Source organism: Microbacterium californiense (genome assembly GCF_047246625.1).
In the GTDB taxonomy this organism is placed as follows: Bacteria; Actinomycetota; Actinomycetes; order Actinomycetales; family Microbacteriaceae; genus Microbacterium.
On record NZ_JBFOKQ010000001.1, the window covers coordinates 563,052 to 581,887 of the forward strand.

The 18,836-nt window shown below is 70.0% G+C and carries 18 protein-coding genes; 7 read left to right on the forward strand and 11 right to left on the reverse strand.

The genetic code is table 11. The features are described 5' to 3' along the window. Positions 1 to 318, reverse strand: a complete 318-nt coding sequence (locus AB3M82_RS02770) for a WhiB family transcriptional regulator (protein ID WP_412955456.1) — start codon at positions 316 to 318, stop codon at positions 1 to 3. Between the two features lie 174 nt (positions 319 to 492). Beyond that, complete coding sequence (gene manA / locus AB3M82_RS02775) at positions 493 to 1,617, reverse strand: mannose-6-phosphate isomerase, class I (RefSeq protein WP_412955457.1); 1,125 nt, start codon at positions 1,615 to 1,617, stop codon at positions 493 to 495. 69 nt (positions 1,618 to 1,686) lie between these two features. On the opposite strand from manA, the gene AB3M82_RS02780 reads away from it, so the two are divergent. Continuing rightward, the gene (locus tag AB3M82_RS02780; protein ID WP_412955458.1) at positions 1,687 to 3,102 is read left to right on the forward strand and encodes an O-antigen ligase family protein; all 1,416 of its coding nucleotides are present in this window, start codon (positions 1,687 to 1,689) and stop codon (positions 3,100 to 3,102) included. Then, positions 3,099 to 4,397, forward strand: a complete 1,299-nt coding sequence (locus AB3M82_RS02785) for an O-antigen ligase family protein (protein WP_412955459.1) — start codon at positions 3,099 to 3,101, stop codon at positions 4,395 to 4,397. The genes AB3M82_RS02780 and AB3M82_RS02785 overlap by 4 nt, the downstream gene beginning before the upstream one ends. 6 nt (positions 4,398 to 4,403) lie before the next feature. Here the strand turns inward: AB3M82_RS02785 and galE are convergent, their stop codons facing one another. Continuing rightward, positions 4,404 to 5,399 carry a UDP-glucose 4-epimerase GalE gene (gene galE, locus AB3M82_RS02790; RefSeq protein ID WP_412955460.1) on the reverse strand — a complete coding sequence of 332 codons (996 nt, stop codon included), beginning with the start codon at positions 5,397 to 5,399 and terminating at the stop codon, positions 4,404 to 4,406. A 220-nt stretch (positions 5,400 to 5,619) separates the two neighbouring features. On the opposite strand from galE, the gene AB3M82_RS02795 reads away from it, so the two are divergent. Both AB3M82_RS02795 and AB3M82_RS02800 read left to right on the forward strand, forming a co-directional pair. Further along, positions 5,620 to 6,582 (forward strand): glycosyltransferase, encoded by a 963-nt coding sequence (locus AB3M82_RS02795; RefSeq protein WP_412955461.1) that lies wholly within the window; start codon positions 5,620 to 5,622, stop codon positions 6,580 to 6,582. Next, positions 6,579 to 7,193 carry a hypothetical protein gene (locus AB3M82_RS02800; protein WP_412955462.1) on the forward strand — a complete coding sequence of 205 codons (615 nt, stop codon included), beginning with the start codon at positions 6,579 to 6,581 and terminating at the stop codon, positions 7,191 to 7,193. The genes AB3M82_RS02795 and AB3M82_RS02800 overlap by 4 nt, the downstream gene beginning before the upstream one ends. A 48-nt stretch (positions 7,194 to 7,241) precedes the next feature. Here AB3M82_RS02800 and AB3M82_RS02805 read toward each other — a convergent pair whose 3' ends face one another. Genes AB3M82_RS02805 through AB3M82_RS02815 form a run of 3 tightly spaced genes read right to left on the reverse strand, consistent with a single transcriptional unit; the run spans position 7,242 to position 9,267 of the window. Next, positions 7,242 to 7,976, reverse strand: coding sequence for an ABC transporter ATP-binding protein (locus AB3M82_RS02805; protein WP_412955463.1), 735 nt, complete (start codon positions 7,974 to 7,976; stop codon positions 7,242 to 7,244). Then, a complete protein-coding gene (locus tag AB3M82_RS02810; protein ID WP_412955464.1) occupies positions 7,976 to 8,770 on the reverse strand; it encodes an ABC transporter permease in 795 nt (264 codons plus the stop codon). Before AB3M82_RS02810 ends, AB3M82_RS02805 begins: the two co-directional genes overlap by 1 nt. Then, the gene (locus AB3M82_RS02815; RefSeq protein ID WP_412955465.1) at positions 8,767 to 9,267 is read right to left on the reverse strand and encodes a GtrA family protein; all 501 of its coding nucleotides are present in this window, start codon (positions 9,265 to 9,267) and stop codon (positions 8,767 to 8,769) included. Before AB3M82_RS02815 ends, AB3M82_RS02810 begins: the two co-directional genes overlap by 4 nt. 88 nt (positions 9,268 to 9,355) lie before the next feature. On the opposite strand from AB3M82_RS02815, the gene AB3M82_RS02820 reads away from it, so the two are divergent. Together AB3M82_RS02820 and AB3M82_RS02825 are read left to right on the forward strand one after the other, a co-directional pair. Continuing rightward, positions 9,356 to 10,360, forward strand: a complete 1,005-nt coding sequence (locus AB3M82_RS02820; protein ID WP_412955466.1) for a glycosyltransferase — start codon at positions 9,356 to 9,358, stop codon at positions 10,358 to 10,360. Then, on the forward strand, positions 10,357 to 11,298 hold the full coding sequence (locus AB3M82_RS02825; RefSeq protein ID WP_412955467.1) for an NAD-dependent epimerase/dehydratase family protein: 942 nt from the start codon (positions 10,357 to 10,359) through the stop codon (positions 11,296 to 11,298). Before AB3M82_RS02820 ends, AB3M82_RS02825 begins: the two co-directional genes overlap by 4 nt. A 29-nt stretch (positions 11,299 to 11,327) precedes the next feature. Here the strand turns inward: AB3M82_RS02825 and AB3M82_RS02830 are convergent, their stop codons facing one another. Genes AB3M82_RS02830 through AB3M82_RS02850 form a run of 5 tightly spaced genes read right to left on the reverse strand, consistent with a single transcriptional unit; the run spans position 11,328 to position 17,371 of the window. Further along, on the reverse strand, positions 11,328 to 13,442 hold the full coding sequence (locus tag AB3M82_RS02830; protein ID WP_412955468.1) for a hypothetical protein: 2,115 nt from the start codon (positions 13,440 to 13,442) through the stop codon (positions 11,328 to 11,330). A 60-nt stretch (positions 13,443 to 13,502) separates the two neighbouring features. Then, positions 13,503 to 14,654 (reverse strand): UDP-galactopyranose mutase, encoded by a 1,152-nt coding sequence (gene glf / locus AB3M82_RS02835; protein WP_412955469.1) that lies wholly within the window; start codon positions 14,652 to 14,654, stop codon positions 13,503 to 13,505. Then, positions 14,635 to 15,639 carry a Gfo/Idh/MocA family oxidoreductase gene (locus AB3M82_RS02840; RefSeq protein ID WP_412955470.1) on the reverse strand — a complete coding sequence of 335 codons (1,005 nt, stop codon included), beginning with the start codon at positions 15,637 to 15,639 and terminating at the stop codon, positions 14,635 to 14,637. The genes glf and AB3M82_RS02840 overlap by 20 nt, the downstream gene beginning before the upstream one ends. Further along, positions 15,639 to 16,736, reverse strand: a complete 1,098-nt coding sequence (locus AB3M82_RS02845; protein WP_412955471.1) for a DegT/DnrJ/EryC1/StrS family aminotransferase — start codon at positions 16,734 to 16,736, stop codon at positions 15,639 to 15,641. Before AB3M82_RS02845 ends, AB3M82_RS02840 begins: the two co-directional genes overlap by 1 nt. After that, a complete protein-coding gene (locus AB3M82_RS02850) occupies positions 16,733 to 17,371 on the reverse strand; it encodes an acyltransferase (RefSeq protein WP_412955472.1) in 639 nt (212 codons plus the stop codon). The genes AB3M82_RS02845 and AB3M82_RS02850 overlap by 4 nt, the downstream gene beginning before the upstream one ends. Positions 17,372 to 17,528: 157 nt before the next feature. Between AB3M82_RS02850 and AB3M82_RS02855 the strand changes: the two genes are divergently transcribed. After that, complete coding sequence (locus tag AB3M82_RS02855) at positions 17,529 to 18,809, forward strand: lipopolysaccharide biosynthesis protein (protein ID WP_412955473.1); 1,281 nt, start codon at positions 17,529 to 17,531, stop codon at positions 18,807 to 18,809. Positions 18,810 to 18,836 lie beyond the last annotated feature (27 nt).

Below are 18,836 nucleotides of genomic sequence, written 5' to 3' on the forward strand. Positions count from 1 at the left end.
TCAGCTGGCGCGACGCTTGAGCTTCCGGCGCTCGCGCTCGGAGAGGCCGCCCCAGATGCCGAATCGCTCGTCGTTGTCGAGCGCGTACTCGAGGCACTCGCCGCGGACGTCGCACGAGGTGCAGATCCGCTTGGCGTCGCGCGTGGATCCGCCCTTCTCGGGGAAGAACGCCTCCGGGTCGGTCTGAGAGCACAGCGCGTCGGTCTGCCAGGCGAGAGCATTGTCGTCGTCGGACTCGACCCTGCGCACCCCGGGGACCCCGAGGTTGACCGGATCGACGAACCAGTTCTCCGGTACGTCGGATCGGTATCCCGTCATCTCGACCTCCAACCCCTCGTGAGTGCCCCCGCCGGGCCGTGCATCACCTAATTACACCCGTGTCATTCGCTCCGGTCAAGTCGCAGATCGTAAACCCTCAATCCGGTCTCGAAGGTTCTTGACGTCCCGTCGGCGTGTCGCGCCCGACACCGCCATGATGCGCGGCGTGGTCGCTCAGCGCCCGGGCATCGCCACGAAGGCCTCGCCCGTACCCGACACGCGCACCTCGCCCTCATCGGCGGACACGAAGGCGACGGCTCCGACCGAGAGGTCGACGGACGTCTCGGCGGACTCGACCCGGACCGATCCCGTCGTGGCCAGCACCATGGTCGGGCCCTCCACGGCCACGCTCACGGGCTCGTCGTCGACGACGATGCGGTGCAGGGCGAAGTCCGGCACCGGCACGTCGTAGACCGTGACCGGTCCCGCCGCCTGCGGACGCAGTACCGGGACCTCGCCCGGCGTCGTGTCGACGATCGAGAGCAGCTCGGGCACGTCGATGCGCTTGGGGGTCAGTCCACCCCGGAGCACGTTGTCGCTCGCCGCCATGATCTCGACGCCGAGACCCGAGAGGTAGGCGTGCAGCAGCCCGGCTCGGAGGAAGACGCCCTCGCCCCGCCGCAGGACCAGATGGTTCATCAACAGCGCGACCACCACCCCGGGATCTCCCGGATAGGTCTCCGCGATGCGGGCGACGGCGCGCACGGCCGTCTGCCACTCCCCTTCGATGGTGGCGGACGCCTCGACCACGGCGGCGATGATGCCCTCGACCGCCGCGCCGGCACTGCCGTCCAGCAGCCACTCGAGCGTCTCCCGGAGGGCATCGCCCTCGCCCGCGAGACGGTCCCGGAGGGCTGCGACGTGCTCCGATCCGCCCAGCGCCGTCAGCAGGTCGAGCGTCCGGTCGACCGGGCGCAGACCGCTCAACGACTCGAAGCGGTCGCTCAGCGCCACCAGCAGCTCGGGCTTGTGGTTGGCGTCGCGATAGTTGCGCTCGGGGTGGTCCAGGGGCAGCGAGCCCTCCCGCGCCCAGCCGTCCTGCGCCTGCTCGACGGTCGGATGCACCTGGATCGACAGCGGGCGGGCGGCGGCGAGCAGCTTGAGCAGATACGGCAGTGAGCCGCCGGTCACCTGGTCGAGCGTCCCGTCGCCGTCGACGTCGGCGGGGTCGCCCGGATGGTCGCCGAACCACACCTCCGCCTCGGGGGCCCCGGTCGGCTCCCGGCCCTCGAGTTCGGCCAGCAGGGTGTCGGATCCCCAGGCGTAGTCGCGGGGGGCATTCGTGAGACGCAGCAGCATGGTCCCAGCGTAGAGCCGGCGCGCGGGCCTCACAGACGAGCGGATGCCGGTGGCGGTAGCCTGAACGCGATGGCCCAGTACACGAAGCATCCGGTCACCGCCCCGCCCCGCGCCCCCGAGCGCGAGTCCACGGGGCACCTGCTGCTGCGCGGCTTCGTGATCCTCTCCCTGCTGGTGACGTTCGCCCACTCCGCGGTGTACAACCTGCTCGGGATCGTCGGCGCAGCGATCACGCTGGCGGTCTTCACCCTGGCGACGCTGGCCATCGGCATCCCGATGCTGGCGAGGCGGCAGCCCCAGCCCTTCCGGTGGCGTCGCCTGCCCTGGTCGGCGGTGGCGTACACGACCTTCGCGCTGCTGTCGATCGCATGGTCGCAGTGGCGCGGCGCCTCCGTGCTCACCTGGCTCCTCCTCGCCGCCGTCACCGTGAACGGCCTCTTCATCGCGCACGTCCTCAGCTGGCCCGAGATCGTCCGGGCGCTCTCCTCCGCCTTCAAGTGGATCCTCGGCCTGTCGCTCGCGCTCGAGCTGTGGGTCTCGCTCGTGATCCACGGCCCGCTCCTGCCCAACTTCACCTCGGTGCCGGACGGCGACATCGACCCGCAGTGGTACTGGGTGCGCGACAACCTCCTGGACGGCGGACGCATCCAGGGCATCGTCGGCAACGCCAACCTCCTGGGCATCATCTCGCTGTTCGCGCTGATCGCCTTCGGCGTGCTGTTCGCGGCCCGGGCGCGGTGGCGCACCACCCTGGCGCTGTGGATGCTGCTGGCCGCCTACTTCCTCCTCCGCACGGCGTCCGCCACCGCCTTCGCCTGCACCGCCGCCGCGGCCGTGGTGCTGCTCGTCGCGCTGCTGATGCGGCGAGCCCGCACGCCCGGAGCGCGCACCCGCATCTACGTGATCGCGATCGGCGGGACGGTCGTCGTGGGCTCGGCCCTGTGGCTGCTCCGTGAGCCGCTGCTCGCCCTGGTCGGTCGCAGCGCCGATCTCACCGGTCGCTCCGACAAGATCTGGACGAAGGTGCTCGAGCGCGCCGCCGAGCATCCCGTGTTCGGCAACGGCTTCTCGAGTCCCTGGGTGCCGACCGATCCGGCCTTCGACGGCTGGATCGTCGATCACGGTCTCACCGTGTTCCACGCCCACAACATGTGGCTCGACGCGCTGCTCCAGCTCGGCGTCGTCGGGCTGATCCTCCTGGCGGCCGCGTACCTCGGCCTGCTCTGGCGCGCCTGGTTCTTCGCCGTCGACCGCCCGCGCTGGGACCTCGACGCCGAGCGCCGCTACTCCCCGCTGACGCTGCTGCCGACCCTCTTCACCGTGGTGCTGCTCGTGCAGGGGTTGTCGGAGTCCACGCCCATCATGCTGTGGGGCTGGATGCTGCTGATCCTGCTCACCTTCAAGCTGAAGTCGGTCCCCCTCGTCGGCGTCGGCGAGCGCGAGCAGATCTCCGAGCGGGGCGCGCCGCCGCGGCGGATCCCGTGACGGCGACCCACGGGATCTCGAGGCTTCTCGGCTCGGTCGAGATGGCCCGCGCGTTCACGCTCGCCTCCCTCGGGGCGGTGTTCGCCTCCTTCGCCATCGAGCGCATGACCTCGCAGGTCACGATGGCGACCATCATCGCCGTCCTGTGCCTGATCGGCGCGGCGATCCTGTGGGTGCGACGGGAGGAGCTGTCGGCGCTGCGGATCGCCCCCTCCTCGCTCTTCGCCTTCCTCGGCTGGGCCCTCCTCAGCCTCCTGTGGACCAGCGATCGCACCGAGACGGCCTTCGGCTGGCTCTCCCTCGCCGGCTACGCCTTCCTGGCCCTCACGATCGGCCACATCCGCGACACCCTGCAGACCGTCCGCGCCCTCGGCGACACGCTGCGCGTGCTGCTGTCCGTGTCGCTGGGCCTCGAGATCGTCTCGGGCATCCTGCTCGACCTGCCGTTCACGCTGCTCGGCATCGAGGGGAACCTCCCCATCGGCGGCCCGCTGCAGGGCATCTTCGGCAGCCGCAACATGCTCGGCTTCATCGCCGTGCTCGCCCTCATCACCTTCGTCATCGAATGGCGGACGCAGTCGGTCTCGCGCGCGCTCGCGATCCCCTCCATCGCCCTCGCCGCCGGACTCGCCTTCCTCTCGTCCTCCCCGACCGTGCTGGTGCTGGCGGCGGCCGTCGGTATCGTGACCTTCGCGCTCACCCTCGTGCGGCACGCGCGACCGGAACGGCGCAGCATGGTCCAGTGGACGCTCGGCACGCTCGTCGCCGTCGCCCTCACCGCGGCGTTCGTGCTGCGGCATCAGATCATCGCGCTGCTGGATGCCGGCTCCGACTTCTCGATCCGCGCGGACCTGTGGAACAAGATCCTCGACTTCGTCGCCCTCAAGCCGATCGAGGGCTGGGGATGGTTCGGATCCTGGGCGCGCGGCGAGTACCCGTTCACGTTCATCAACTTCCAGCTCGAGGACCGGCACCAGAGCGCGCTGAACGCGTACTTCGACATCCTCCTGCAGCTGGGCGCGGCCGGTCTGGTGCTGTTCCTCATCCTCGGCGGTGTCGCTCTCGTGCGCTCCTGGCTGGTCGCGAGCATCCGCCGCTCGGTCGTCTACGCGTGGACGCCGATCACCCTGGTGACCCTCGCGGTGGATTCGATGTTCGAGAGCTTCACGGTCGTCGGGGCGGGGTGGTTCCTGCTCGTTCTGTGCGCACTGCGGGCCGGCCAGTCGCGATCGTGGCGGGAGAACATCGACGCCGCGCAGACCGGGGCGATCCCGACCCTGCGCTCCGAGCACTGAGGCCGCTCAGGCGCCGATCAGCGCCGGCAGCCGCTGCGACCACGCGAGCGCGTCGCGTACGCCGTCGTCGATGGACCGCTCCGCGCGCCAGCCCAGCTGCTCGTGGGCACGGTCGACGATCGCGAACGCCCCCGCCTGATCGCCGGGACGTCGAGGGGCGTCGACGACGTCCAGGGCCTCACCCGTGACGCGCTCGAACGCCGCGACGAGCTCGCGCACGGTGACCCCGTCGCCGGTCCCGATGTTGATCACCCGGTAGGGCGAGGTCGTCGGCGAGATCTCGTCGAAGCGCTGGACCGCGGCGACGTGCGCCAGCGCCAGGTCCCAGACGTGGATGTAGTCGCGCAGACCCGACCCGTCCCGGGTGGGCCAGTCGGTGCCGGTGATGGTGAACGGCACGCCCTCGGCCCGAGCCTGCATGATCTTGCCCAGCGCGTGCGAGGGCCGGGGGTTCTGCAGACCCGTGCGCAGGCGGGGGTCCGCACCGATCGGATTGAAGTACCGGAGCGCGATCGCACGGACGTCTCCCGCCGCGGCCGCGTCACGCAGGATCTGCTCCACCATGGCCTTGGTGGTCGCATACGGGCTCGCGGGCGCCAGAATCCCGTCCTCGGCGACGCCCTCCCCCGCATCGCCCGCGTAGACCGATGCCGACGAGCTGAAGACGATGCGGTCGATCCCCGCCGCCCGCAGCCGCTGGAACAGCCGGACGGACTTGCCGACGTTCGCGTCGTAGTATCCGAGCGGCTCCGCGACGGACTCGGGCACGACGATCCGGGCCGCGCAGTGGATGACCGCGTCGACGTCGGGATGCTCCGCGAGCACGGCATCGACGAAGGCCTCGTCGGCGATGTCTCCCACATAGAGCGAGCGGCCCTCGCCGAACGCGCGCAGCCCGGTCGACAGGTCGTCGATGAGGACCGTCTCGATGCCGGCCTCCAGGCACGCCGTCGCGACGGTGGATCCGATGTACCCGGCGCCGCCCGTGATCAATACCTTCATCGCGTCATCGTATCGTGGTGCCTCCGCCCGACCGGGGTGGCGCCCCGCGTCCGCCGAGCCGCGGAGGGTAGGCTGATCAGTGCTCGCAGAGCACCCTGCCCCGTCTCGGCGGCAGCCGGCGCACATCCCCTTCGGAGAACTCCCCCGTGGCTCACGTCCTGCACACCGTCTTCCCCCTCGAGCACGACCCCGCTCCCCTGGCCGTCGCCGGAGAGCGCGCGTGACCCCGGCATCCGCCGTCTTCGATCCGAAGACCGCGACCATCGTCATCGTCACGTACAACCGCTCCCACCTCCTCACGGGCCTGCTGGAGAGCATCTCCGGCATGGACCCGAAGCCGGGGCACGTCGTGATCATCGACAACGCCTCCGCCGACGACACGACCGAGGTCGTGGACTCCTTCCGCGAGCGGATCGGCACCGAGGTCGTCTACCGACGCCTCGAGACGAACACCGGCGGCTCGGGCGGGTTCAGCGAGGGCATGCGCACCGCCTACGAGATCGGGTCCGAATGGATCTGGATGATGGACGACGACGTCGAGGTGCTTCCCGACGGCCTCGCCAAGATGGGCAAGTGGGCGCCGCGGTTCAAGAGCATCCAGGGGCGCCGGTACGACTACGACGGCAGCGAGTTCTACTGGCAGTACCGCATCGCCGACCGCATGGGCATCCCGATCCCCTTCGCCCCGTCCGGCTTCGACGCCTCGGGGTTCAAGGAGATGAACAGCGGATGCTTCGAGGGGATGTTCATCCACCGCTCGATCGTCGCCCAGATCGGCCTCCCCGACCCGCGCTTCTTCATCTACTGGGACGACCAGATGTACGGCTGGCTCGCCTCCCGAAAGACCACGGCCGTGATCGTCGACGAGTTCGTGCTGCGTCGCACCCGTGAGATCAAGCAGTGGGACATGGGCATCCGCCACATGAACGCCTCGAGCAACGCCTACCGCTTCTACATCATGCGCAACCGGGCCTTCATCAAGCACTACTACCGCACCCACGGCGTCTACAACCCGGTGCTCTTCGGCCTCGGAACCGCGATGACGTTCGCGAAGGAGCTCATCCGCCTCTTCTTCGTCGAGCGGACCGTGCGGGGCACGAGCAACCTCTTCCGCGGTCTGCGGGAGGGCGGACGCATCTCACGCGACCGCTCCTGGCAGCCCATGGCCCCTCTGGAGGCATGACGATGGCCGAGTCGCCGCAGCCCGACATCCGCTGGGCACCTCTCGAGAGCAAGCCGAAGAACCGCCGTCGGCTGTGGCTGATCGTCGGACTCGCCATCGCGGCGCTCGCGATCGTGGGCGCCCTGCTGTTCTTCCTCCTCCCCCGCGGCGATGCGCCGACGCCGGACGCGAGTGCGAGCCCGAGCCCGTCGTCGTCCCCGACCGGATCGGCGACGCCCGACCCGTCCGCCTCGCCCGAGGCGTCGCCGGACCCCGACTCCTCCGAGCCGCCCGCGAACACGCCGCCGGTCCCGGCCGACCCCACGATCGAGACGTTCCGCAGCCAGGTCAGCGGATGGATCACCGACGCGCCCCGCGGGCTCGACATCATCGCCGGCTCGAGCGGACAGGACGGACTGGCGGTGCTCGACACCCTCGAGCAGGATGCGCAGCGACTGTCGGATGCCCTGCCGCCGTCGTCCATCGACCCGCAGTGGCGCGACGGCGTCTCCGCGTACGCGCAGCGTCTCGCCGAGCTCCGTGGAGCGATCTCCAGCGGCTCCGGCGTCTCGGGCGCCGTGGATGCGGCGCGCAGCGCCGTGCAGAACCTGGCCGCGGTCGTTGGACTCTGAGCCGGAGCGACGGCGGGCGTCCGCCGCTGCGTCGATGAGGGTTTCGCGCTAGGCGGAGTAGTCGGCGTTGTAGCGCTCGAGGACCTCCGCGATCGGCGCATCGAGCACGAGGCCACCCTTGTCGAGGTAGAGCCCACGGGTGCAGAACCGCCGGAGGTCGCGTTCGTTGTGGCTGACGAAGAAGAGCGTGCGCCCATCGGCGAGCAGCTCATCGATGCGCTTGTAGCACTTCTCCCGGAAGGCCTTGTCACCGACCGCCAGCACCTCGTCGACGAGCAGGATCGGCTCGTCGAGCTGCGAGACGACCGAGAACGCCAGCCGCACCTTCATGCCGTTGGAAAGGTGCTTGTAGGGGGTCTCCTCGAAGCCCGCGAGCTCCGCGAAGGCGATGATGTCGTCGTACCGGCGCGACACCTCGTCGCGTGACATCCCGTGCAGACCCGCAGTGAGCCGCACGTTCTCGCGCACGGTCAGGTCACCGACGAAGCCGCCCGTGATCTCGATGAGCGGGGCGACGCCGCCGTTCACGGTGACGTGACCCTCATCCGGCAGGAGAACGCCCGCGACGAGGCGGAGCAGGGTCGACTTGCCCTGGCCGTTGCGACCGACGACGCCGATCGACTCGCCGGCGTGGACGCGGAAGGACACCCCGCGCAGGGCCCAGAACTCCCCCGGACGCGAGCGCCGGGACGCTCCGGCGAAGAGATCCTTGAAGCTCCGGCGGCCGCGCCGGTTGCGCCGGAAGTGCACCCCGAGATCCTCGACTTCGATCGCCGCTTCCATCACAGCTCCTTCAGCACCGGACGCTCCATGGCCCGGAACACCCACGCGCCGAGCCCCAGGATCGCGAAGGTCATGACCACGCTGACCGTCAGCGTGAACAGGTTCCACTGGTCGGGGAAGAACGGCATCCGGTAGAGCATGAAGATCCCGGCGAGCGGGTTGAAGGCGCCCAGCGTCTGGAACAGGCCCGGGAGATCGGTGACGTTGTAGATGATCGGGGTCGCGTAGAACATCGCCCGCAGGATGAGGGCGGTCGTGCGCTCGAGGTCGACGAACATGACGCACAGCGGGGCGACCAGCAGGCCGAGCCCGACCAGCAGGATGGTCTGCAGGAGCATGGCCACCGGCATCCACAGCACGCCCCAGCCCACCTCGGTGCCGGGGGTGAAGACGACGAACAGCACCAGCACGGGCAGGGAGAAGAGGTACTCCATGCCCTTGCTGAGGACGATGCGGTTCACCCAGATGGATCGCGGGATGGACGTGGAGCGCACCAGACGCGCGTCCTTCTTGAACGCACGGGTGAAGTCGGAGACGGACGAGTTGAACCACACCCAGGGCAGCAGTGCACTGATCAGGAACACGATGTACGGCTCTTCCCCCACGTCCCGGTGGAAGATCTGGGTGAAGACGAACCAGTAGATCGCGCTCATCACGAGCGGGTCGAGCACCGACCAGAGGTAGCCGAGGAAGCTCGTCGAGTAGCGCACCTTGAGATCGCGCGCGGACAGCAGCCACAGCGAATGCAGATAGCGCCGGGGCGTCCCGGGCGCCCCGACGGCAGCGTGACTCACGATGACGAGTCTATGGGGCCGGGGCCCGACGAACCCTGAGGGGACGCAGGGGTGTCCGCGACCGGCGCCGCGGGCTTGCGACGCCGGAACGAGAAGTGCTTGTGGCCCACGAAGCTGATGAGCGTCGTCACCACCAGGACGATCGCCTGCGCCACGAGGGGGTGCAGGTGGAGGAGCTCCACCAGCACCGGGAGCGCGGCGGCGTTGGCCAGGATCGAGACCGCGTAGACGCCGACGAAGCGGACGAAGTCGACCAGCACGTTGCCTTTGACGACGAAGACGAAGCGACGGTAGAGCACGAACGCCACGCAGATCGCGATGGCGTAGGAGATGATGAGCGCGAGCAAGTACCCCAGCGGCACGTGGGCGAACACCCACTGCGCGAGCACGGCGTAGATCGCGTAGCCGAGCACCGTGTTCACGCCGCCGACGGCGAGGAAGCGCACCCGCTGGTCCCCGAGAACCCTCGCGAGGACGCGGCGTAGAGATGCTCGCATGGACCGCCCACCGATTTCGTAACGATTGTCCCGGATTGCTAGTCTAGTGCGGCGACGGACCCCTCCTCGCTCGACCGCGAAGGCCCCCATGTCCTCAGACGTCACTGCCGACCCGCACGAGATCTCGATTGTGGTGCCGGTCTACAAGGGCGAGCTGACGCTGCGGTCACTCGTCGACGAGATCCTCGCGGTCACCGAGATGACGCTCTCCCCCGCCGGCATCCCGTGGCGGGTCAGCGAGGTCCTGCTCGTCCATGACAACGGTCCCGACGATTCCGCCTCGGTCATCCGCGCCCTCGCCGCCGAGTTCGACTTCGTGCGCCCCGTCTGGCTCAGCCGCAACTTCGGTCAGCACGCCGCCACCCTCGCGGGCATGGCCTCGAGCGGTTCGGAATGGATCGCCACGATCGACGAGGACGGCCAGCACGACCCCGCGGACATCGGTGTGCTGCTCGACGCGGCCGTCGCGAACGATGCGCCGCTCGTCTACGCCAAGCCGATCACGACCAAGCCGCACGGCGCTCTGCGCAACGCCTCCTCCCGCGGGGCGAAAGCCCTGATGTCGGGGCTCGCCGACGGGCAGAAGACCTCCGACTTCCAGAGCTTCCGCCTCATCCTGGGCGAGATCGGCCGCAGCGTCGCCGCCTACGCCGGTTCCGGGGTGTACCTCGACATCGCCTTCGGGTGGGTGGCCTCCCGCGCCGTCACCGCCGACGTCCACTTCCGCGACGAGGGCGAGCGCGTGTCGGGCTACTCCGGCCGCAAGCTGCTCAGTCACTTCTGGAAACTCGTGCTGTCGAGCGGCACCCGCGCCCTGCGCGTCGTCGCCCTCGTCGGGGCGACGTTCGCCGCGATCGGCGTGATCCTCGCGATCGTCTTCGTGGTGCAGTGGTTCCTCGGGGCCGACCTGCCGGCCGGGTGGACCTCGCTCATGACCGTCATCCTGCTCACCTCCGGGGCATTGCTGATCTCCCTGGGCATGGTCGCGGAGTACCTGGGGATGGCGGTCAACATGGCCATGGGCAAGCCCCCGTACCTCATCGTCAGCGATCCCGCCGACGGCCCGCTCGGCAGGCGCAAGAAGCTCGGATGACGCCCGTCGACTGGGTGATCGGCGCCCGAGGTCTGCTCGGTTCCGCCGTCGTGCGCAGCCTGAGCCTTCGAGGGACGCCCGCCTGGCGCGGACCGGTCATCCGATGGGGAGGACCGGAGGCGGAGGACGACCTCCGCGCCGGCGTCGAGCACCTGGTGGCGCACGCCGGAGACCGACCCTGGCGTGTCTTCTGGTGTGCGGGCGTGGGGGTCACCGGGTCCAGCGCCGCGTCATTGCACACGGAGGTCGCCCGCTTCGAGAGCCTGCTCGCGGCGATCGCCGCGCTGCCGCCGGAGGTGCGCGAACGGGGCCTGCTGTTCGTCGCGTCCTCGGCGGGCGCGATGTACGCCGGATCCCACGGCGCCCCCTTCGACGAGTCGACGCCTCCCCACCCTCTCGGGGATTACGGGCTCGCCAAGCAGGAGATCGAACGCGCCGCCGAGCGGTTCGCCGCAGGCGCCTCGGTGCGCTGCGTGGTCGGACGCATCGCGAACCTGTACGGTCCGGGTCAGAGTCTCGCGAAGCCGCAGGGTCTGATCTCGCACCTCTGCCGCGCGCATGTGCGGCGCACGCCGCTGTCGGTGTACGTGCCTCTCGACACCCTGCGCGACTACATCTTCGTGGATGACTGCGCCGCCCTCGTCCTCGCGACCTGCGAGCGGCTCGTCCAGGAGCCGACCGGCGCGTACCGGATGAAGGTGCTCGCCTCGGGACGCTCGGTGAGCATCGGAGCGCTGTTGGGCGAATTCCGCCGCGTGGTCGGACGGCGGCCCGAGATCGTCATGGGCAGCTCACCGGTCTCGGCGCTGCAGAGCCGGGATCTCCGCATGCGATCGACGGTCTGGCCCGATCTGGACCAGCGGGCCTCGACGAACCTCGCCGACGGCATCGCCCGCACGCTGCAGGGCATCCGCCTGACGATGGCCGTCGCCTCCTGATCCCGGCCGTGGGCACGACCCACGCCCCCTCAGCGGGACGGAGCCGCCGCGTACTCCTCGCGCCGCAGGGCGATCCGGCCGAAGCCGGCAGCCCGGGTGCGGAACGAGGGGCGGGGCTCGGCCGACGATCCGTTGCCGAGCGCGACGACGTTCGCCCCCTTCTCGGCCGCACCGAACCGCATCTCGTCGAACCACAGGGGTCCGGTCTCCTTCGAGACGTGGGCGAGGCCGCGGGCGTCGGCTCCGTCGAGGGCGAAGCGCCGGGGAGCCGTCTCGGCCGAACCCAGCAGGGCGTCCCGCATGACGTCACGCGGCTCGTCCGCCGGAACCGCGGGCGACGTCTCACCCTCCGACAGCCGTGCGGCCTCGATCAGGTCCGCGGCGGAGCCGCTCCAGGGCGCTCCGAGCACGATCACACGGCGCCCCGTCGTCTGCAGGATGCCGGATCGCAGGCGCTCACCCGCCCCGGAGCCGGGTCGCGTGAGGTGCCGAACGTCCGCGCCGGTCGTCGTGGCGTCGGCGCCGGAGCCCGGGGCATCCGCCGTCGCGGACACCAGGATGACCTCGTCGCCCTCCGACAGCTCCGCCGCGACCACGGTCACGGCGTCGCGGTCGAGCGCATCGGCGTCGAGAACGACGCTCACCCCTGCCTCGGCATCCGATGCCTCGGGCGCCTGCAGGCGGCGCGCCTCCCGGGCGCGCGCCCGGGCCGGCCAGGACGTCAGCGCCCACACGATGACACCGAGCGACACGGCGGCCAGCAGCCCGAGAGCCGCGGAGAGCTCGGAGTAGTAGTACAGCATCGGCATGACCAGGATGGCCGGCACGAGGCCCAGGAGCAGCAGGGGCGCGGCGATGGCCAGCACCCTCCCGAGAAGCGGACGCGGCCGAGACCGCACCGACATCCCGACCACGAACCCGATGACGATGAAGAGCAGCAGTCCGCCGAAGTGCTTGGCGAGGAAGAGGGACTTCTGGAGGTACAGCTTCACGGCCCCGACGGGGTCGGCGAGCACCTGCTCCAGGTACAGGTCCTTGAGGATCGCGTCGTACTTCTCGCTCGCGACCAGCACGTCGGGGTCGACCTCGCGGGCCTTCTCCCAGCCGAACTCGTCGGACCAGGTGACGGGGAAGTGCGACGCCTGGCCGTTCAGCGGTGTGGGGTACGACAGCCCGAGATACAGCGAGTGCCACGCCGTGTGAGCGTCCGGCACCTCGGTCATGGCCTGTCCGGTGGTCTCCGCCCGCTGGGCGTTGATCGCCGTCATGATGCCGGTCTGGATCACCGTCGCCAGCAGGATCGTCACGAGCGCGCCGCCGATGGCGGAGACCCACCGCCATCGGCCTCGGGCGAAGATCCACCACAGGATGCCGACGGCGGCCGCGATCCCCATCCCCGACAGGGATCGCGACATGTTGCCGAACGCCGCCAGCACGGCGATGCCGAGCGTGGCGCCGATCAGGCCCACGAGGTTCAGGCGGTAGGCGCTGAGCAGGACGATCAGCGAGAGCGAGAGGAACGCCAACGACGCGGCGGTTCCGTACAGCGAGTAGACCGGGAGCGTGCTCACTTGGTCCGAGAGGCCGTACTCGGTTCCGACGAGGGTCGCACCGTGGTTGAACAGCCAGGTGACCAACGGCAGGAGGATCATCGCGAACCCCGCGCGGGCTCGGCCCACGATCCGGGCGACGGCGAGCGGAAGCCAGACCAGCGGGATCGCCACGAGGAGACCCTGGGCGATCGTCAGACCGGGGTACGGCGAAGACGATCCGGTCACGTGCGACATGAGGCTGGCGATGAGGTACGACCCGGGGTCGTCGTCCCACGTCGCGAAGGTGAGCGGACCGTCCGCGGGCGCCTGCACGCCGTACGAGCCGGAACCCGTCTCCTTGATGAGGAGGGTGCCGGTCTCCTGATAGGCGTCGTAGGTGGCGACGAGCTCGGCGTCCCGGCCGCTGTGCCAGAGCATGTCCCCCATCGACATCACGGTCGCGAACCCGATCGCGCCCATCACCACGCCGACCAGGAGCAGCAGCGCCGTGGTCGTGCGCGACCAGAGCCGGGGCGCCCGCGTCTCCGTGGTTCCGCGCGTCGCGGTTGGCGACGTCGAGGGCGTGGCGGCAGGCGATGACGAGGCAGGCATGGGGTCGAGTCTACTGATCGCGCCCGGACGCCTCCGAACCGGCGGCATCCTCCGCGAGGCTCACGCCAGCTGATTGTTCCACAGCGACAGCGCCGAGCCGATCGCCATGTGCATGTCGAGGTACTGATAGGTGCCCAGGCGTCCGCCGAAGTGAACGTCGGCCTCCCCCTTCGCCAGCTCCCGGTAGGCGAGCAGACCCTGGCGGTCGGTGGGCGTGTTGACCGGGTAGTACGGCTCGTCGTCCCGCCCCGCGAACCGCGAGAACTCCCGCATGATCACGGTCTTGTCGGACTCGTACACGTCCTTGCGCTCGGGATGGAAGTGCTTGAACTCGTGGATGCGCGTGAAGGGCACGTCCATGTCGGGGTAGTTCATGACGCTGGTGCCCTGGAAGTCCCGGATCGGAAGCACCTCCTGCTCGAAGTCGAGCGTGCGCCAGCTGAGAGCACCTTCCGCGTAGTCGAAGTAGCGGTCGACCGGCCCGGTGTACACGATGGGCAGTTGGCCGACGGTCGCGGCCTTGTGCAGGGGCTGCGAGGAGTCGAAGAAGTCGACGCCCAGCTCGACCTCGATGCGGGGATGGTCGGCCATGCGCTCCAGCCAGGCCGTGTACCCGTCGGTCGGCAGCCCCTCCCAGGTGTCGTTGAAGTAGCGGTTGTCGTAGGTGTAGCGCACGGGCAGCCGGCTGATGATGTCGCCGGAGAGCTTCTGCGGGTCGGTCTGCCACTGCTTCGCCGTGTAATCGCGGAAGAACGCCTCGAAGAGCGGTCGCCCGACGAGCGCGATCCCCTTCTCCTCGAAGTTCTCGGCGGTCTTGACGTCGAACTCGCCTGCCTGCTGCCGCACGAGCGCGCGCGCCTGGTCGGGCGTGTAGGCCGACTGGAAGAACTGGTTGATCGTGCCGAGGTTCACCGGCATCGGGAACACCGTGCCCTTGTGGGTCGTGTAGACGCGGTGGACGTAGTCGGTGAACGAGGTGAAGCGGTTGACGTACTCCCAGACCGTGGGGTTGGACGTGTGGAAGAGGTGCGCGCCGTAGCGGTGCACCTCGATCCCCGTCTCGGGCTCCGCCTCGCTGTAGGCGTTGCCGCCGATGTGGGAGCGGCGGTCGATGACCGTGACCTTCCGGCCCGCCTCCGCGGCCCGCTCCGCGATCGTGAGTCCGAAGAAGCCGGAGCCCACGACCAGGAGGTCAGCTCCCTGCGCGCCCAATGCTCACCAGCTTCCCGCCGTCGCGAGCGGACTCCAGCGCCGACTCGACGACCTCGAGCGTGTGCACCGCCTCGCCCATGGTCGACAGTTCGCTCGGCTGTCCGAGCACGGCATCGCGGAACGCCTCGAGCTCCGAGCGCAGAGGCTCTCGCTTGGCGAAGGCGAAGCGCGTGACGTCGCCCTCCGAGACCCCGCGGAACCAGGAGACCGACTCCCACTCCAGCGGCTCTGTGCCGTTGGCGTGGAACGTCAGGTCGCCCGTCGCCGTGTCGGCGACGAACGTGCCGCGCTCGCCCGTCACCATGGTGACGCGCTCCTTCATCGGACTGAGCCAGTTGATGAGGTGGTTCGTCACGATCCCGTTCTCGAGCCGACCGGTCATGGCGATCATGTCCTCGAACTCGCGTCCGCTCTTGAACGCCGTCTGGGCGCTGACGGAGGAGTAGAACGACTGGGCGACCCAGGCCGTCAGATCGATGTCGTGGGTGCCGAGGTCCTTCGCGACCCCGACGTCGCCGATGCGGGCGGGGAAGGTGCTCTGCCGTCGCGTGGCGATCTGGTAGACCGATCCCGCGTCGCCTTCCGCAAGGCGTCGGCGCAGCTGCTGCAGAGCGGGGTTGAAGCGCTCCACGTGCCCGACGGCGCCGACGAGCCCGCGTGCCGCGAAGCTCTCGCTCACCCGGTGGCCGGAGGCGCTGTCGTCGGCGATGGGCTTCTCGACGAGGGTGTGCACCCCCGCCTCGGCCAGCGCGAGCGCGGCCTCCGCGTGGAACCGGGTGGGGATCGCGACCACCGCGATGTCGATGCGCGCCGCGATCAGTTCGTGCACGTCCGCGAGAAGGGGGATGCCGCCCGCCACACGGTAGGGGTCCCCTCCCGGATCGGCGACGGCCACGAGCTCCACGCCCTCGACGTCGCGGAGGATCCGCGCGTGATGGCGCCCCATGGAACCGATGCCCAGGAGACCGGCGCGCAGAGCCGCCATCAGCTGCCCGCTCCGGCCAGCGCGTTCACGGCGGCGACGATGCGATCGAGGTCCTCCGCCGAGAGGGAGGGATGCACCGGCAGCGAGACGGCCTCGCGCGCGGCGCGCTCGGTCTCGGGCAGGTCGAGCCCCGGCGCGTACTGCTGCAGCGAGGGGAGACGGTGGTTCGGGATCGGGTAGTAGACGCCGCTTCCGATGGAGTACTCCTCCTTGAGCGCGCGGGCGAAGCCGTCGCGATCCTCCTCGACGCGGATCGTGTACTGGTGGTAGACGTGCCGGGCGCCGTCCGCCACCGGCGGGACGATGACACCGGTAAGGTTCGCATCGAGGAACGCGGCGTTGCTCCGGCGGCTCTCGGTCCAGGCATCGACCTTCGTGAGCTGCACGCGGCCGATCGCCGCGTGGATGTCCGTCATCCGGGCGTTGTAGCCGATAAGCTCGTTCTCGTACTGCCGCTCCATGCCCTGGTTGCGCAGCAGGCGCACGCGACGGGCGGTCTCCTCGTCCGCGGTGACGACCATGCCGCCTTCACCGCTCGTCATGTTCTTCGTGGGGTAGAGCGAGAACATCGCCATCTCCCCGAAGGTGCCGACGGGTCGGCCGTTCAGCGCGGCGCCGTGGGCCTGCGCGGCATCCTCGTAGAGCGCAAGACCGCGCTTCGCCGCGACGTCGCCCAGCTCGGCCATGCGCGCGGGGTGCCCGTAGAGGTGCACGGGGAGGATACCGCGGGTACGCTCCGTGACGGCCGCCTCGACGGCGCGCGGATCGAGGGTGAACGTCTCCGGCTCGATGTCCGCGAAGACGGGGGTCGCGCCGGTGAGGGCGACGGCGTTGGCCGTGGCCGCGAAGGTGAACGACGGCACGATGACCTCGTCGCCGGGTCCGACGCCCGCCGCGAGCAGGCCGAGGTGCAGACCGGAGGTCCCGGAGTTGACCGCGACGACCGGGCGGTCCTCCACGAAGTGGCCTGCGAACTCCTTCTCGAAGGCGGCGACCTCGGGGCCCTGGGCGACCATGCCGCTCTGCAGGACGCGGTCCACGGCCGCGCGCTCGTCGTCTCCGATCAGCGGCTTCGCCGCCGGGATGAATTCGGTCATCGTTCCTCCAATGCGAGAACGCCTTGTGTCTCGAGATAGCGATCGCCCGTCGTCGGGCAGACCCACAGGCCCGGCTCGGACTCGGTGAGCGGCATGCCGGAGCGGCCGACCCATCCGATCCGTCGCGCGGGCACGCCGGCCACGAGCGCGAAGTCGGGCACGTCCTTGACCACCACCGCGCCGGCGGCGACCGTGGCCCAGGCGCCGATGCGGACCGGTGCGACGCAGGTCGCCCGAGCGCCGATCGAGGCGCCTTCGGCGATGGTGACGCCGACCGGCTCCCAGTCGTCCGCCGTCTTCAGCTGGCCGTCCGGGGTGACCGCGCGGGGATAGGTGTCGTTGGTGAGCACGACCGCCGGGCCGATGAAGACGCCCGCGCCGAGCACGGCCGGCTCGTAGACGAGGGCGTAGTTCTGGACCTTGCAGTTGTCGCCCATGCGCACGCCGGTGCCGATGTAGGCGCCGCGGCCGACGATGCAGTTCCGGCCGAGCTCCGCACGCTCCCGGACCTGTGCCAGATGCCAGATGGAGCTGCCGCTTCCGATGATCGCGTCGTCGGAGACGTCGGCGCTCGGGGCGATGCGCGTCCCGCTGACGGCGGCTGCCGCGGTGTCGGAGTCCTGGGGAGGTGTCACAACGAAGAAGCTTACCCTCCTGCATCACGACGGCCGTGGAGCTGCGCCGTCGCACGGCGTGCCCCCAGACCCCGCGGGTATCATGGCCGCGGCACGGGTCTCCGTGTACGACCGGTGCGCTCGCGCACTCCCCCACTGACGTCAGGATGATCACGCGATGGCCGAGCACGACACGGTGATGGACTCGGGACGCCAGCGGACCGGTCTCGGCGTGCACGTGCGGTCGCACGGCAAGGCGCTCCTCGCCGTGGGCGTCGCGAGCGGTCTGGGGATCATCGCCTCGTTCGCGTTCCAGCTCCTCAGCGCGCGATTCCTCTCCCCCGCCGACTTCGGCCTCCTCGCAGCGTTCTTCGTGATCGTCAACGTCGCGGCGATCGGCAGCGCCTCTCTGCAGAGCAGCGTCACGGTGCAGACGGCATCCGCCCTCACGTCGGACGACGCGGCACCGGAGCGGCGCCGTCGCTGGCCCCTCGACGCGATCCTTCTCGGCGTCGGCGGCGCCGCGGTCGTGGCCGCCCTCGCGCCGTGGCTCGCCTCCGCGCTCGCCACCACGCCTCTCGTGATCCTGGCCGCGGCCGCCACGATCCCGTTGAGCTTCGTGTTCGCCGACGCCATGGGCCTGCTGCAGGGCTCGGCGCAGGTCGCCCGAGCCGTCTGGTGGTCGACGTTCTCGCAGATCGCCCGTGTCGCGTTCGCGGTGCTCGCGATCGCGATCGGCACGGGCCTGGGCGGCATCGTGGGCGCTGTCCTCGCGGCTCTCGTCGTCGCCGTCGTGGGAGGCGTCTGGACGGCTCGCCGGGTCCCCCGTCCCCGGGAGGGCGTCTTCAGCCGGGCCGGCATGACGATCGTCGTGCTCACGGTGGCGTTCGCGTGGCTGACGAGCTCCGACGTCATCTTCCTCCGCGCGGGAGCGCCGGAGGACCTCGCGGGGATGTACGCCTCCGTCACCGTCCTGGTGAAGACGGGCTTCCTGCTCCCGTCGACGCTGTCGCTCTACCTGCTCCCTCGCTTCGTCAAGCACCGCGACAACCCGAACCTGTCGCGGATCGGCGTGCTCGCGACCCTCGGGCTGTCGCTCGCGACCAGCGTGGCGATGGTGATCGTGTTCCTGCTGCTCGGCGACTGGATCGTGGGGCTCATCTACCCGGCCGCGTACGCCCCCGCCGCGGACCTGCTCGTCCCGACCGCACTCGCGTACCTCCCGTGGATCGCCGCCCAGGGGATGATGATCAAGATGACCAGCTCGGCTTCGCCGGCTGCGGCGATCCTGCTCCTGGCCGCCTCGATCGCCCAGTGGATCGCCTTCACGGTCACCATCCCCGACATCACCGGGATGCTGGTCTCCTACGCGGCGATCGGCACCGTCGTCCTGATCGCGTTCTTCGTGATCGACATGAGGAACGCGCGGCGACTGCGCACGGCGATCGCCGCCGTCTGACGCCCGTCGGGCCACGCTTCGCCCGCG